Source organism: Synechococcus sp. Nb3U1 (assembly GCF_021533835.1).
In the GTDB taxonomy this organism is placed as follows: Bacteria; Cyanobacteriota; Cyanobacteriia; order Thermostichales; family Thermostichaceae; genus Thermostichus.
The window spans coordinates 1-14687 of the sequence record NZ_JAKFYQ010000003.1 but is presented as its reverse complement, the minus strand read 5'-3'; the positions used below and the strand labels follow the sequence as shown (position 1 = coordinate 14687).

The 14687-nt window shown below is 54.6% G+C and carries 18 protein-coding genes and 1 tRNA gene; 11 read left to right on the top strand and 8 right to left on the bottom strand.

The genetic code is table 11. The features are described from left to right. The first annotated feature begins 32 nt into the window (after nucleotides 1-32). The gene (locus tag L1047_RS14500) at nucleotides 33-1004 is read left to right on the top strand and encodes a D-alanine--D-alanine ligase family protein (RefSeq protein WP_235279719.1); all 972 of its coding nucleotides are present in this window, start codon (nucleotides 33-35) and stop codon (nucleotides 1002-1004) included. On the opposite strand, the gene L1047_RS14495 is transcribed toward L1047_RS14500, so the two are convergent. After that, nucleotides 975-1463 (bottom strand): hypothetical protein, encoded by a 489-nt coding sequence (locus tag L1047_RS14495; protein ID WP_235279718.1) that lies wholly within the window; start codon nucleotides 1461-1463, stop codon nucleotides 975-977. The genes L1047_RS14500 and L1047_RS14495 overlap by 30 nt on opposite strands. Nucleotides 1464-1632: 169 nt before the next feature. Between L1047_RS14495 and bchM the strand changes: the two genes are divergently transcribed. From bchM to L1047_RS14480, 3 genes are all read left to right on the top strand, one after another. Beyond that, a complete protein-coding gene (bchM, locus tag L1047_RS14490; RefSeq protein WP_235279717.1) occupies nucleotides 1633-2298 on the top strand; it encodes a magnesium protoporphyrin IX methyltransferase in 666 nt (221 codons plus the stop codon). A 109-nt stretch (nucleotides 2299-2407) separates the two neighbouring features. Then, nucleotides 2408-3427: a TauD/TfdA family dioxygenase gene (locus tag L1047_RS14485; RefSeq protein WP_235279716.1), complete on the top strand. Its 1020-nt coding sequence runs from the start codon at nucleotides 2408-2410 to the stop codon at nucleotides 3425-3427. 242 nt (nucleotides 3428-3669) lie between these two features. Further along, on the top strand, nucleotides 3670-3870 hold the full coding sequence (locus L1047_RS14480; RefSeq protein ID WP_235279715.1) for a hypothetical protein: 201 nt from the start codon (nucleotides 3670-3672) through the stop codon (nucleotides 3868-3870). Nucleotides 3871-3876: 6 nt separating this feature from the next. Here the strand turns inward: L1047_RS14480 and L1047_RS14475 are convergent, their stop codons facing one another. Both L1047_RS14475 and L1047_RS14470 read right to left on the bottom strand, forming a co-directional pair. Next, nucleotides 3877-5334, bottom strand: coding sequence for a DASH family cryptochrome (locus tag L1047_RS14475; protein WP_235280086.1), 1458 nt, complete (start codon nucleotides 5332-5334; stop codon nucleotides 3877-3879). Between the two features lie 29 nt (nucleotides 5335-5363). Further along, nucleotides 5364-5531 (bottom strand): hypothetical protein, encoded by a 168-nt coding sequence (locus L1047_RS14470; protein WP_235279714.1) that lies wholly within the window; start codon nucleotides 5529-5531, stop codon nucleotides 5364-5366. Nucleotides 5532-6004: 473 nt separating this feature from the next. On the opposite strand from L1047_RS14470, the gene L1047_RS14465 reads away from it, so the two are divergent. Continuing rightward, entirely contained in the window at nucleotides 6005-6298 is a 294-nt protein-coding gene (locus tag L1047_RS14465; protein WP_235279713.1) for a hypothetical protein, read from the top strand. Nucleotides 6299-6479: 181 nt separating this feature from the next. Here the strand turns inward: L1047_RS14465 and L1047_RS14460 are convergent, their stop codons facing one another. After that, nucleotides 6480-6632, bottom strand: coding sequence for a chlorophyll a/b-binding protein (locus L1047_RS14460; RefSeq protein WP_235279712.1), 153 nt, complete (start codon nucleotides 6630-6632; stop codon nucleotides 6480-6482). 96 nt (nucleotides 6633-6728) lie between these two features. Then, the gene (locus L1047_RS14455) at nucleotides 6729-7664 is read right to left on the bottom strand and encodes a penicillin-binding transpeptidase domain-containing protein (protein ID WP_235279711.1); all 936 of its coding nucleotides are present in this window, start codon (nucleotides 7662-7664) and stop codon (nucleotides 6729-6731) included. Nucleotides 7665-7774: 110 nt separating this feature from the next. Here L1047_RS14455 and L1047_RS14450 point away from each other — a divergent pair, with 110 nt between their 5' ends. The 3 genes from L1047_RS14450 (at nucleotide 7775) to L1047_RS14440 (ending at nucleotide 9675) form a co-directional block, all read left to right on the top strand. Next, complete coding sequence (locus L1047_RS14450) at nucleotides 7775-8002, top strand: photosystem I reaction center subunit IV (protein WP_235279710.1); 228 nt, start codon at nucleotides 7775-7777, stop codon at nucleotides 8000-8002. Between the two features lie 76 nt (nucleotides 8003-8078). After that, entirely contained in the window at nucleotides 8079-8918 is an 840-nt protein-coding gene (locus L1047_RS14445; protein ID WP_235279709.1) for a DNA-formamidopyrimidine glycosylase, read from the top strand. 130 nt (nucleotides 8919-9048) lie between these two features. Beyond that, nucleotides 9049-9675, top strand: a complete 627-nt coding sequence (locus L1047_RS14440) for a pentapeptide repeat-containing protein (protein ID WP_235279708.1) — start codon at nucleotides 9049-9051, stop codon at nucleotides 9673-9675. A gap of 49 nt (nucleotides 9676-9724) precedes the next feature. Here L1047_RS14440 and L1047_RS14435 read toward each other — a convergent pair whose 3' ends face one another. Continuing rightward, on the bottom strand, nucleotides 9725-10138 hold the full coding sequence (locus L1047_RS14435) for a hypothetical protein (RefSeq protein ID WP_235279707.1): 414 nt from the start codon (nucleotides 10136-10138) through the stop codon (nucleotides 9725-9727). A gap of 184 nt (nucleotides 10139-10322) precedes the next feature. On the opposite strand from L1047_RS14435, the gene L1047_RS14430 reads away from it, so the two are divergent. After that, nucleotides 10323-11246, top strand: a complete 924-nt coding sequence (locus L1047_RS14430) for an NAD(+) kinase (RefSeq protein ID WP_235279706.1) — start codon at nucleotides 10323-10325, stop codon at nucleotides 11244-11246. A gap of 34 nt (nucleotides 11247-11280) precedes the next feature. Then, nucleotides 11281-12627, top strand: coding sequence for an aspartate aminotransferase family protein (locus L1047_RS14425; protein ID WP_235279705.1), 1347 nt, complete (start codon nucleotides 11281-11283; stop codon nucleotides 12625-12627). 123 nt (nucleotides 12628-12750) lie between these two features. Here L1047_RS14425 and L1047_RS14420 read toward each other — a convergent pair. Both L1047_RS14420 and L1047_RS14415 read right to left on the bottom strand, forming a co-directional pair. Further along, nucleotides 12751-12830: transfer RNA gene (locus L1047_RS14420), tRNA-Leu, on the bottom strand. Between the two features lie 87 nt (nucleotides 12831-12917). After that, a complete protein-coding gene (locus L1047_RS14415) occupies nucleotides 12918-14429 on the bottom strand; it encodes a hypothetical protein (protein ID WP_235279704.1) in 1512 nt (503 codons plus the stop codon). Here L1047_RS14415 and L1047_RS14410 point away from each other — a divergent pair. Next, on the top strand, nucleotides 14428-14687 hold a 260-nt coding region (locus L1047_RS14410), incomplete at its 3' end, for a hypothetical protein (RefSeq protein WP_235279703.1). The two genes, L1047_RS14415 and L1047_RS14410, sit on opposite strands and share 2 nt — an antisense overlap.

The following is a 14687-nucleotide window of genomic DNA, read 5'->3' as shown; positions in this document are numbered from 1 at the left end:
TGCTGATGGTGGGGTGAGGGAGAGCAGGAGCAATGCGTATCGTCGTTTTGGCAGGAGGTCGCTCGGCAGAGCGTCAGGTTTCCTGGGTCACTGGCAAAGCCTGTAAGCGCGCCCTTGAAGATCTGGGACATCAGGTGAAGCTCATCGATCCAGATGTGGATTTGCCTCTACGCCTTTGGCAAGAACGGGAAGCAGGTTGTGATTTCGTTTGGATCGCCTTGCATGGCCCCGGTGGCGAAGATGGGGTGGTTCAGGGGATGTTGGATTGGCTGGGCCTGCCTTATCAGGGATCCGGGCAGTTGGCCAGTGCCTTAGCCATGGATAAGTTGGTTGCCAAGCAGATCTTTCGAACCGCAGGGATCCCGACTGCCGATTGGATGGCTTGGGATGAGCAGAACCCCCACACTTGGGCCGAGTGTGCGGCAGAGCTGGGATCCCCGTTGGTGATCAAGCCCAGCAACGATGGCTCTACTGTCGGTATTAGCATCGTCGAGGATGAGCGATCCTTTGCTCAGGGTCTGAAACTGGCTCGGTCGGTCTCGTCGCGGATCCTCTTGGAACGCTATATTCCTGGCAAAGAGATCACCCTCTCGATTTTGTCAGGGCAAGTTCTCCCCGCCATTGAGATTATCCCAACTCAGGGCAGCTTCTACGATTACGAAGCCAAGTATGCACCTGGCGGATCCCGGCACCTCATCCCCTGTTCCCTTAGCCCGGCGGGATTGGCCCGCTGCGAGGCGGCGGGGTTGCGAGCCTACCAGGCCCTAGGATGCGAGGGCTTAGCGCGGGTGGATCTGCGGGTGGATCCCGCCGAGAACCCCTGGGTGCTGGAAGTGAACACACTGCCCGGCATGACCCCCACTTCTCTTTGTCCGGATGCAGCGGCAGCGCTGGGTTGGACGTTTACAGAATTGGTGGAGCGGATGTTGCGAGAAGCCCTCCAAAAAACCTCTCCGGCTCTGCACCGCCCAACCCTACAGGAAAGCCAGAATCAAAAAAGCTAACCCAATTCCTGCTGCCAGTAACGCTCCTCCCAACCAAACCAACGAAAAACGGGATCCAGTCTCGGTTCGATCCACCGGTTCTGGCCTAGGATTGCGTCGCAGATTAACCGGGTCGGGCGCGACAATAGTCAGATCCTCTAAGAGCAGATCGCTTTTCTCCGCCAGAGAAACTGTGGTGTCTGCCATCGCCAAGGTGGGATTGAGCAGGGATCCCGTCTGTTCCCACTCGTATTCGGTATGGCCCGACTCGCGTCCATAGACCGTCACCTGCTCTAAGCCGGATAGGGCCAACGCCTTCAGTTCCGCCTGCACCTGATCGGTAAGGTGAGGGTAATCCAGCCGAGCTTGGGAGGGCCGATTGAGCAAAACATGTAAGTGCCCCTGGCGACGTTTAATGGCAATCTTGACGGGGGCAGCCAACCGGGACTGCAACACCGCTGCGATCTCAGCTTCGGTCATAAGGGCAACATCCGAACATAGGCGGGTTAATTCTAATACAATCCTAGGGCTAATGCTTCGGATGGTTGTGGGGGTTCCAGGGTAGAATACGGTTCGCATTAGCGAAGAGACATCCGCCCCTGACGCGCCCTTTCCCTGATCGGATCCCCACAGCACACCTGACAGTTCTATGCAAGAGAAAAGCATCGTCCGCGACTATTTCAACTCCATTGGTTTCGACCGTTGGCGGCGCATCTATGGCGAAGGGGAGGTCAATTTTGTCCAAAAAGATATTCGCTCCGGCCATGCCCGTACTGTGGCCACGGTGTTGGAGTGGTTGGGGGATCCCTCGGGTTTGCGTATTTGTGATGCTGGGTGTGGGGTTGGCAGCCTCAGTTTGCCGTTGGCCGCCAAGGGGGCCAAGGTCTTCGCCAGCGACATTTCCGAACAAATGGTGCACGAAGCGCGCCGCCGCCAAAAAATCGAGTTGGGATCCACGGAAAACCCGCAATTTTGCGTCTCCGATTTGGAAGACCTGACGGGATCCTACGACGTGGTGATTTGCCTGGATGTGATGATCCACTACCCAGAAGCCGATGCCCTGCGCATGGTGGAACATCTGACCCGCCTGGCCCAGTCTCGCCTGATCTTCAGTTTTGCCCCCAAAACCCCTCTCCTCACCCTGCTCAAAAAAGTGGGGGAATTTTTTCCTGGCCCCAGCAAAGCCACCCGTGCCTACCAACACCGAGAAGCCATTTTGGTGAGCAAATTAACCGAATTGGGCTGGAAGGTTCGGCAACGACAAACCATTCGTAGCCGCTTTTACTTTGCCTGGATTCTGGATCTGACCCGGTGAATCCTGAGCCTGGATCCAAGATCATTTCCCAATTTTTTGGGTACTTAGATCACCGCCAAAATTTCGCCACAACTGCTATGACTAGAGCAGTGGGTGGTGAGGGATTGTCATGCGAACTCTACAGCTCGGAGAAGGATACCCGCTCATCGATTGTCGGATCTTCGATGAAACGACCGTGAATTTGTTTTTGTTGCCAGGGCCGCATCCCTATCGGGAAACGGAAGAATTCTTGCTCGATTGTGAAATGCGGGCGGATGAGTTGCCCCGCTATCTGCGGCGAGCTTTGCTGGAGTTTCAGGTGTATTCCAACCCGGAAGGGATCCTGTTGTTGCGGGGGTTGCCTGTGGATCCGGGGCTCTACCACACTCATACTCCGGCTCTAGCCCAGCGTTCAGAGGAGAAAACCACCTTTGTCAGCGAACGCTGTTTGGCCATGATCGGCAGCCGCCTGGGCCACTTGGTTTCCTACATTCAAGAGAAAAACGGCGATTTGTTCCAAAACTTAGTGCCCACACCGGGTAGTGAAGAGGTGCAATCTTCAGAGGGATCCCGCACCCGGCTCCAATTCCACCGTGAGACGGTTTTTCACCCCTACCCGCCGGAATTTCTGCTGTTGTTTTGTCTACGCCCCGACCATGACCGTGTGGCAGAAACCACCTACGCCAGCGTCAGCCATGCCCTACCCCTCTTGAGCGAGCGGGAGCGGGAGTTGCTGTTTGAACCCCTCTACCGCACCGGCATCGACTATTCCTTCGGCAACCTGCAAACCTTGACCAATGGCCCAATTTTGCCCGTGTTGTATGGCCGCCGCGAGGATCCCTTCTTGAACTACGACGAAGACTTGATGGTGGGGCTGACCCCCGAAGCCGGTATGGCCCTAGAAGCCCTGAAGGGAGCGATCAACTCTGTCTACCGAGGCCTCAAATTAGAAACGGGCGATCTACTCTGCATCGACAACCGCCGCACTGTCCATGGACGTACCGCCTTTACCCCCCGCTACGACGGTTTCGACCGCTGGATCCAACGCTCATTTGTGGTTCGGGATCTCGGCCTTTCGGCGGTAGATCGCTATCCTGGGGAACGAATCATTCGCACAGCTTTTACTGCTGACCGACCGGCGCTTAATTAAGATTGTAAGTCAGACTGTAAGACCTATAAGACTATCTCCTTCTGCAAAAAACCATAGTCCTACCCAGAGCAGCATTCAAAGCTCCGTGAGACTACTATGGGCATTTCCCCTGAGAGAAAACCGATCCTCCCGATGAGGTTCTGATTAAAAATACGTGATCTTCCGATGGCAGATACAACTCATTTCCAGCATTCTAGAATTACTGCCTTGATAAACCCTTTTTCTATCTTTGCGAGGTTGAAATGTCCATTCGCGAGATCATCCGAGAGGTTTTACAAACCTCAGTTTTAACTCTACAGCAGGAGTCGGCCATTAATAAAATCCTCTTGGAACAGACCTACAGTCTGTCTGACCTAGATGCCTTGGACGAATTGGTAGAGGCGATTGTTCGTAAAGAGATCCAAACCTCATCTGACTATTGTGGAAATCATGTAGCCGCCTGACCGCATTTAACCCTGTGCTAGGGCCGCCTCGTAGATCTGTTGATTGATCTGCAAGGATTTTTGTAGATCCACCACAGGACGCGGATAGGTTCCCCCCAGGTGCACCCCAAACTGCTTCTGCTCAGAAGCAGTGAGACGATAAGGCTCGTGGATTTTATCCCCCGGGATCCCGGCCAGTTCCGGCAGCCAGTGGCGCAGGTACTCCCCCTTGGGGTCGTAATCGCGGGATTGTTTGGGAATGTTGAAGTAGCGGAAGCCACGGGCATCGTTGCCCACCCCGACGCTGTAGTTCCAATTGCCGTAGTTGCTGGCCACGTCGTAGTCGATCAGCAGAGACTCAAACCATTCCGCCCCCATCCGCCAGTCGATGCCCAGGTTCTTGGTTAAAAAGCTGGCCACATTCTGCCGCCCGCGATTGGACATAAAGCCCGTCGCCGCCAGCTCCCGCATATTGGAATCCACCAGCGGGTAACCGGTTTCTCCCCGACACCACTGCCGAAACTGTGGCCAATTTTGCTGCCAAGCAATCGGGATCCCTTGCAAACCGGAAGGGCGAAACAGCTTGCGCCCATGTTTGGCCAAGATCAAGCGAAAATAATCCCGCCACAGCAGCTCGAACACCAGCCAGTAGGTGGACTCGTTGCGCACCCGTTCTTGTTCGTAGCGGCTCACCTCGGCATACACCGTACGCGGAGAGATACAACCCAGGGCCAACCAAGCGGAAAGCCGCGACCCATCGTTGGGATCCAACATGCCGTTGCGAGTCTCCTTGTAGAAGCGCAGCCGATCCTGTTCCCAGAAATAGCTGTGTAGGCGGGCTTGGGCGGCTGCACTCCCGCCGGTGTAGACCAACCGAGCGCGGGGATCCCGAGCGGGCAAGGATAACCCCAACTCCGCCAGCGGCGGCAATGGGCCAGGATCCAAACCCTGGGGCAGAGGGGGAAGGTTGGGGATGGGCAAGGGATCCCGGATGGAACTTTCGGCCTCCACCTGTTTGCGAAAGCGGGTGAACAGCTCCGGCACTTTGGCGATGGGAAAGGGAAGATCCTGGGGGTGATAGAGGGTATGGCCCCAAAAAGTGTAGAGGGGAACGCCCAACGATTCCAAAGCCAGCCTCAGGGCGTGGGTAACGGTCTCTTCTTCTGTACCCACTTCCTCATGAGCGTAGACCGCGCTCACCTCCCATTTTTTGGCCAAGGCCGGGATCACCTGTTCCGGCTGGCCCCGTCGGATCACCAGATCGGATCCCTCCGTTTGTAGGGCCTGCCGCAGATCCGCCAAACTCTCCAGCAAAAACTGGCCCCGAAAAGCCCCGGTCTTGGGAAATCCGAAGGAAGTTTGGGCAAAGTGGCGGGGATCCAGGCAATACACCGGAATCAACGGGGATCCCTGGCGACAGGCTTTTGTCAGGGGCAGGTGATCCAGCAGGCGCAAATCGCTGCGGAACCAAAGCAAGTTGGCCATCATGCTGCCATCTTAGCCGGGCTTGCATCTTAGCGAAGCACTGCACCTTGAATCATCGCTTCGGTCAGGTTAGCCAATGCGAGCAAATCCCTATCATCAAAACAACGGTTACACAATAAACGATGGATCAGGGTTTCGTGTTGCGAGGTAAAGCAGCGGGTTTGTAGTATCTCCTCGACAATCGATTGGATGGTCATGGTTCCTCCTAGATCAAACCCCACTCCCAACCCTGATCATGGAGCACTAAACTACACAAAGAGAAGCGAATCAGTACGGATCTTTGAGCTGATAGCTTGTACGATGGTGGGCAAGTGGGATCCCTGAATTCGCTGAAGAGGCTGCCAAACTTGCTTCATCTCTACTCCCACTTGCCTCAACATTTCAGAACATGAGCGCCGGGCAAGAAAAATCCTCAGCACCAGCAGAGGGCGTGCTATCCTAGACTAGCTTAACATAATTTCATGATTGGGCATAACTTTCGGATCCCTGGTCGAGGGAATCCAGCCCCTTTCCTTAGCTAATTCCATCCAACCCTCGCATCGCAGGTAGAACAACCATGGTAGGTATCTTCAGACGGTTTTTTGGCTCCCGTGGCAAAGCAGATTCCATACCCGCTCCAGAACCCGTTTCTAAGCCCACAAAGTCAAAGTCAAGAGACAACTCTTTTTTCTTGGATCCTGATGAAGCCAAAACCCTTGGCAATATCGACTACATGCGCACCCCGAAAATCGTGAAACATACCTTCTTGGATTTTGGTGCTACAGAAAAAGTGGAAGTTGTAGAGCAAGTTTCTTCCCTTGGTAAGATCAAGCTGATCACGGAAGAGACTAAAATTCCTGAAGCCACTTCTGAACAGGGATCCAATACCACAAGTAGCAGCAGTAGGCAGACCAGTCCTCGGCGCCAGGCGGGATCCGACATGGATACCTTCCGCAACATGGCCCGCAATCTAAAACGGAAATGATATCCCCTAGAGGATGGCTAGCTCATCTGTAATCTCATCTCTAATCTAGGGGTAAATTGATCCAAATTGAGCCCTTAAATCAGGGACGCTCTTGCGGTCGTCCCTGATTTTTTGTTTTTAGTTTGGAGATGCTGGCCTACAGAGGAAGTTCACTTGGATCCAACCGGAGAGGACATCTGGTTCAGAGCAAGCCCAGCCAAGAGGCAACCCCCTGACCAGTAACCGCTTCGATGACAATCGCCAAGACAAAACCAATCATCGCAGCGCGACCATTGAGGCGCTCCGCGTATTCGTTAAAGCCAAACTTGGGTTCAGACAAATTGGGGTTAGACATGAGAACCTCCGAGATGAGTGGAAGTAAGGGTGAGAATGGACGTGTGAAGAATCACAAATAGGAACAGGCTTGGCCTTCAGTATAGTTTGCATTTCTTCATGGTTGCAAGGAATGGGAGGAGGATGCGATGGTTTCGATGATCTGTCGGGCTAAAGGGATGGCGGCTTCATAAGCTTTGCCTTGATGCAGATGCAGAACTAGGGCCCAGCGAGGTTGTGGCAGGGGCCAAAAGGCCAACAACCAAGCTTGAAAATCCTCGGCCCAGAGAATTCGCCGCCCAACTCGACGAGAATTTAGAATCGTTCCTGACTTAGCCGCCACCGGGATCCCTTCTGGAGCAATCCCTCGGCAGGTGCCGGAAAGGGCGGCCAGCCGCAAGCCCGCGTGAATCGAATCCCAAATGGGCGCAGCCAGATGAAGGGCTGGGATCCGCACCTCTCCCTCCAAGGGTACCCCGCGTCGGGCAATGGCAGCCCCATAGGCCAGCAAATCCCAGGGATCCACCTGCCAACCGGGAAGCTGACCTGTGGCCAACAGGGGAGGAGGAGCTGTTTCTGTCGCCAGTGGGAGGGCATTTCCGAGGCCAAAGCGGTGTAGCCACTCGGAGAGAGCCACTGCCCCCAGTTCCCACCCCAACTGGTAGAAATGCACATTACAGGACTGGGCCAAGGCCTCAGATAGGGTTAGGGAGCCATGGCCACGCGAATCCCAGCAGGGTAGGCGACCCAACCCCAACTGCGGTGGCGGATCCCACCATCCTGGGCAGTGAAGGGTTCGTTGTCCATAACTGAGTCCCGTTTCCAGAGCCGCCGCCGCAACAGCACACTTCACCGTCGAGCCAGGACTCGCCTGAATCCGGGAAGCTTGTTCCGGTTGCAAAAGGGCGACCTTCCGGCCTGTTTGCAGGTTTAGAACGGCGGCAAAATCCCGGGGATGAGGCAGTTGTGACTGCGCAAAACCTTCACATTCCGCCTGGAGTCCCCAAGCCAAGGCAGACCCGCACAGCCAAGCCCCACAGATTCGACGCTTCATTTGGGGTTCACCAGAAAGGATGGAGAGGGATCCCTGTCACAAAAATTCAGAAATCGCAGCCTCCTCATTGACTAAGGTAATCTGAGTTCAGGTCAATGGAGATAACCCTCATGGCGATTCAGCGTGGTGCCAAAGTGCGTGTGCTGCGGAAAGAATCCTACTGGTATCGGGATGTGGGAACCGTCGCAGCTGTGGATACCAGCGGTATTTTGTACCCTGTCATCGTCCGTTTCGACAAAATCAATTACTACAACATCAACACCAACAACTTCCGTGAAGATGAGTTGGAAGTGTTGGAAGTTCCCAAAGCCAAGGCCAAAGCTGCTCCTGCCGCCTAAGGCACTGAGATGTCTAACGAAATACCCAAGCCGGGATCCATTTGCCGGGAGTTGTGTCGCTTGAGCCTGTCGTTCCGTGCCAGAACTGCCGGAAGTTGAAACGGTTAGGCAAGGTTTGCAAGACCTCACCCTCGGGTCAGCGGTGCTCGGGGTAGAGGTGTTTCTGCCCCGCACCATCGCCTATCCGGCGGTGGAAGCCTTTCGGTACAGCTTAGTAGGCACTTGCTTTACAAATTGGCAGCGACGAGGAAAATATTTGCTGGGATCCCTGAATTCCGGGGCAAGTTTGGTTGTGCATCTGCGCATGACCGGACGAATGCTTTGGTTAAAGGGATCCGTGCCTTTGTCAGCTCATACCCGCGTGTGTTTAGGCCTAGAAGGGGAATGGGATCTGCGCTTTGTCGATCAGCGCACCTTTGGTCAGATGTGGTTGGTACCCGCCGGAGTAGCTCCGGAGCAGGTGATCACGACCCTGCAAACGTTGGGGCCAGAGCCTTTTTCGACAGCGTTTTCAGACGCATACTTTCAAACAGCTTTGGAGCGGAGCAAGCGCCCCATCAAAACTGCCCTGCTGGATCAAACTCTGGTGGCGGGGGTAGGCAACATTTACGCAGACGAATCCCTATTTTTGAGTGGCATTCACCCGACCACACCCGCTTCCCGGCTGTCGAGCGTTGCTATAGCGCAGTTACGAGAAACGCTTGTCAGGGTCTTGCAGGCAGGGTTAAATCACCGGGGCACCACCTTACGGGATTACCGAGATCTGAATGGGCTTAATGGCAACTACCAGGGGCAAGCCTGGGTTTATGGTCGAGAAGGGGATCCCTGTCGGGTGTGCGGTACACCGATTCAGCGGCTCAAACTGGCGGGACGCTCGGCGCATTTTTGTCCCCACTGTCAGCCGGAGTTACCCTAAGCCCAGTTTTCATCCCCAACGCCCTCAAGATGTAGGGGATCCCAAAGAAACTTAACCAAAGCGGATACTATCAATGGTAGGAGCCTTCTCAACACACCCTTAGCGCGCCCAGGGGATCCCGGTGAATATCATGGGATGGACTCATAGCCCGTCGGTGAAGCCTTCGGGGTTAACCCAGCCAAGCTTCTTTTGGATGGGGACAATGCTGGCCTTCTGGATGTCCGGGGCTATGGCCTCGGCGCAGTTGGAGTTGGATGCCCAGTTGGGCCGCTCCCAGATCGTCTCCCCCACCAAAGATTGCCCCGCCTGCGACCTGACGGGGGCAGAACTGCCGGGAGTGGATTTACAAGGGGCCAACTTAAAAGAGGTCATCCTGAAACAGGCCAATTTGCAAGCTGCTGACCTGTCCCAGTCGATCTTAAATTTGGCGGATCTGAGCCAAGCCAACCTGAGTGACTCCGATCAATCGGGGGCTTTTTTATGGGAGGCAGATCTATCCCATGCCAATCTGCAACAGGCGGATCTGACGGGTGCGAACCTACAGGTGGCGGATTTGAGTGAAGCAGATCTGCGCAGAGCCACCCTACACCAGACAGATTTAACCGGGGCCAAGTTACACAATGCCGATTTGCGGGGGGCTGACCTGCGGGGCGCTTTTTTGGCAGAGGCCGATTTAACGGGCGCACTTTACGATGCCAAGACCCAACTGGATCCCGACCTTAACCCCAGCGAATTGGGTATGGTTTTCCTACCTTAGGTAAAGAGTCTTCTGTTCTGGATGAGCCTCAAATACTCGAAAATCTGTATCAATCCTGCTCCAAGGCATGGCAAAGAGCCTGCCACCACACCAAAGCCAGATCCAGCTGGCTAAACGGGATCCGGATCCCTTGAGGTTGAAACTCCAGCTCAATTTGGCGAGGGGGCTTGCTTTGCAGAGGGTTCTGATCCTGCTGCAGGCGCTGTTCATCCAACAACAGCCAAACCGCCTGTACATCCTTTAGGTTCAGGGTTTTGAGGTCGCGGGGGCCAAAAGGAGAGGGCTTACCCCAAGTGAGCCACGTATCCGTCCAGCCCAAAACGGTATAAAGATCGTATTTGCTCCGTTCAAAATTTTCAGCCCAAGTACGGTAGGTTTCCACCTTACGGTATTCCCACCAACCCAGGGCAGCCAAGCCAAAGAACCCCGTCAGCAAGGGTAGCCAGAGCAATCCCCGTTCCATAGTTCAGGCCAGCATCTTTCCTGATTCTGCCAAATCCTCTACAGCTATGGCCAGGCAGGGAAGGAAGGCCGGATATTTGTGCAAATTGTGCAGATAAATTATGCAAATGTATTATTGAGCTCATTCCGGCAGAAGGGCATACAGAACTGATAGAGTTTTGGCACTCCTGCCTCACCCCTGTCCCATGACCAAGCCCAAAGCCGGGATCCTTTACAACGATGCCAAACCTGCCGCCAAGCGCAGTAGCGAGACGTTATCCCAATGGTTTCAGCAGCAAGGCTGGGAGGTCTATGCTGCCCCCAATTGGGGAGGGATCCTCGGCTATGCCAAGCCCGACAGCCCCATTTGTCTAACCCAGGTGGATAGCCTAGCCCCAGCCGGGTTTGACTCCTCTATGCAATTTGCTGTGGTGCTGGGGGGAGATGGCACCGTACTGGCAGCAGCCCGGCAATTGGCCCCAAAGGGGATCCCGTTGTTGGCTGTGAATACGGGTCACCTGGGTTTTTTGACAGAAACCTATCTTTCTCATCTGGAAGAAGCGGCTGAAGCCGCCATTGCCGGAGACTACACCCTAGATCGGCGCAGCATGTTGCTGGCGCAGGTGTATCGAAACCATCAATTGCGTTGGGAAGTCTTGAGCCTGAATGAGATGGTGTTGCACCGCGAACCTCTGACCAGCATGTGCCATTTCGAAGTGACGATTGGGCAGCACTCTCCTTTGGATGTGGCCGCTGATGGAGTGATCTTGGCCACACCAACTGGTTCCACCGCCTATGCCCTCTCCGCAGGGGGGCCAGTCCTGACACCGGGAGTACCTGTGTTGCAGTTGATCCCGATTTGTCCCCATTCCATGGCCTCCCGAGCCTTGGTTTTTGAAGATTCTGAGGAAGTGTGGATTAGCCCCGTCACCCCTCAACCTTTGGTTTTGGTGGTGGATGGCAATGCAGGGTGTTACATCATGCCCGAAGATCAAATCCGTGTAGTGCGCGCCCCCTATTGGACAGACCTCATGCGTTTGCAGCGACCGGAATTTTTCCGCATCATGCGTGAGAAGCTAGGCTGGGGGTTACCCCATGCCTCCAAGCCAACTTCGGTGGAGTTGCCCTGAGCTGACTGGGATGCGGATTTCAGAGGGACTAATCATGCCAGAAACGATGAAAAAAGCAGTTTTAGAACTGCAAGCTGAACTGAACCTAGAACCTTTCTGGATGCCCTTCACAGCCAATCGGCAGTTTAAGGCCAATCCACGTCTGCTGGTGGCAGCCCAAGGCATGCACTACACCAGCCACGACGGACGGCAAATCTTAGACGGAACCGCTGGACTTTGGTGCGTGAATGCCGGTCACTGTCGCCCACCGATTGTGGAAGCGATCCAACAGCAGGTGGCCCAACTGGACTATGCCCCGGCCTTTCAAATGGGCCATCCCAAAGCCTTTGAACTGGCGGAACAGCTCACCCAATTCACTCCACCAGGTTTGGATCACGTCTTTTTCGCCAACTCCGGCTCAGAAGCGGTGGATACTGCCCTGAAGATCGCCATCGCTTATCACCGTGTCCGCGGCCAGGGATCCCGCCAGCGGTTGATCGGCAGAGAGCGAGGTTACCACGGTGTTGGCTTTGGGGGCATTTCTGTCGGCGGCATTTCCAGTAACCGAAAGTATTTCGGCAGCCTTGTCTCAGGAGTGGATCACCTGCCCCATACCCATAACCTGGAGCACAATGCCTTCAGTCGCGGTTTGCCCCAGTGGGGATCCCATTTGGCAGAAGAATTGGAGCGGATCGTCGCCCTTCATGATGCCAGCACGATCGCGGCAGTGATCGTAGAACCGGTAGCCGGTTCGACGGGGGTGTTGCTCCCCCCGGTCGGCTATTTGGAAAAGCTGCGGGCTATTTGTGATAAGTACGGCATTTTGCTGATTTTTGATGAGGTGATCACCGGGTTTGGGCGTCTGGGATCCCCGTTTGCTGCCAACTATTTTGGCGTGGTGCCGGATCTAATTTGCTGTGCCAAGGGCCTAACCAACGGCACCATTCCGATGGGGGCGGTGATCGTCAAGCAAGAGATCTATAACACCTTCATGGAATCCGCCGATAGCGCTATTGAGCTGTTCCACGGCTACACCTATTCTGGACACCCCGTCGCCAGTGCTGCCGGCCTCGCCACCCTGAACCTGTATCAACAGGAAGGGTTGTTCGAACGAGCCGCCTGCTTAGCCCCCCTCTGGGAAGAAGCCCTCCATTCCCTGAAGGGGTTGCCCCATGTGATCGATGTGCGCAACCTGGGTTTGGTCGGAGCCGTGGAATTGGAGGGGATCCCTGGTCGACCGACGGTTCGGGCCTTTGAGGCCTTTTTACGCTGCTACGAGCGAGGGGTATTGATCCGCACCACCGGGGATATCATCGCTCTCTCTCCCCCTTTGATCATCGAGGAAACCCACATTGAACAGCTGATCGCCAGTCTAAGACAAGTGCTTCAAGAGCTACCTTAATAGCCTCATATAGAGAGCAAGCACTGCTTACCCATAAGACAAATGATGAATAGCGGATGACAAGTTCAAGAACCCCCATCCGCTAACGCAAGGTGGGGTCATCTCGGAGGCCTTTATGAGAAGTGGGCAAGGTCGGATTCGAACCGACACGGTTTCCCGCCGCATTTTGAGTGCGGTGCGTCTACCAGTTTCGCCACTCGCCCAGAGCAAGACTAATATCCTACAGAACCGGCAGAACCTCGTCAACTGGCCGAAACGGGATCCCTTCTTCTCTAATTGTCTAATTGCCTCTAGGTGTCGCGAGCTTTCTCCAGTTGTTGGGCTTTTTGGCGTAACTTGCGGGTTTGCTCCATCACCTCTTCCAAATCCTCATGAGACAGCCGCTCCACGTAGTTGATCTTGATCTCTTCGAGTAAATCCCTTAGCAACGAGCGGATCTCTTCTAGGGCATGTTGTTGGGTGAGTTCTCGCACCAAAGCTTCGCCAAACCGTTGCGTCAGTTGGGCGGTGAGCTTAGAACCAACGGGATCCTCAAAGCTGCCCGTCAGGGTTTTGTAGGTGGTGGTGGTCAGTTCGGTGGCCAGGCGTTGTGTTAGTTGAGTGGGCAGGGATCCCAAGCCGGGCAACCGCTCTAGGGTTTGCATCGCGGGTAGTTGTTTGAGCAGGCTATCCAGGTTGTAGCGGAGCAACTGTTCTACATCCGGCTGCACCTGTGGCAAGACCTGGTAGAGAATAATGCGTAACAAAAGGTTGGCGATGGCCTCGAGCTCGTTGATCTCATTGATATCGATGTAGTCGCGCAGGGTATTGGTTGCCGAAAGCAAGGGCAGGGATCCTCTCTGAATGGATCCCTGAATTTGGTTGATCACCCGCACCACCACCACTTCCGTCAGATCTTCAGCAAAATGGGTAACAAAGCCTTGGCTCACCTGGGCCCGTACCCGCTCCAGATTTAGCAACTGCGATTGTCCCAGCCGGATTGTTACCGGGATCACCCGTAGCCAACGCCAAAAGGGGATGAGCAACAGGGCATCGTACCAGCGCCAGAGCATGGCATCTAGCCAGTTCACCCCGGTATAACGGCGGCTAATCACCACCGTCCGCAATAAAAACTCCAATCCGAATAACAGCACAAAGGGAAAATCTAATACCGGGAAAAAGTCGACAGGGTTGCCGCTTTCTCCAATTGGGCGAGAGTAATTGGTTTCAAAGAGGGGTCGCAGTCGTATTTGGAAAAATTCGATGCCCTCTTCTGGATCCACACTGGCCAGGTACTGAGGGGTCCAAAAACGAGAGAAGGCAGCCCGAGCCGATTCTTCCTGCATATGCTCCCGCATCAGGTTGAGAATGCGAGCCAACTGCCCGGTTTTGCCCGCTGCCTGAAAGGGATTAGTATCAATGAGTTCGTTGCTGCGAGCCCGCAGTTGAAAGAGAATCTGTCGCGCAGGTTCTGATTCCACCCCAAAACGCAGCGTCACCTGTCGCAGTTCATCCACCAGTTCTAGGTATTGTTGAGTGTCTGGGTTAGGTTCAATGCCTTTCACCGGATCGTAGAGATCGGTTACTGGCGAACGGCTGGTTTCGGTGGAGAGGATCGGTAGAGGGATTGGGGGGCCAAACCCACCAAAAACTTGTACCCGCCCCTGCAACCAAAAGTCTCGCCCAGGCACATAGCTGAGATCGAAGAGCACCAAACACAAGTTGCTCAGAGCAATTAGGGCCATTCCCTTCTCGTAAAGGAGCATCCAGCGATTGCGTCCCTTCAAAGTGGAACGTTTAATGATCCGTTGAGCAGAGTTCATGGCACAGCTTCAAACCCTCTCCTCAGGTTGGCCTGCACCAGACTATCATCCCCATACAGCCTTTTCCGGCTTCACACAGGCCCTTGAGCTACGCAAAAAACCTTATGGACAAGGGATTGACCTGAATCTGCTGCCTCAGATAATGCTGGAAAAGGGTAGCCGTGACAGAGCGAGGTATCCATGTCGAGGGTGCCGGTTGCCAAATGAGCCAATTGTTGATATTTTGCACCTCAGGTTCAAATTGAAACGGCAAGTTTG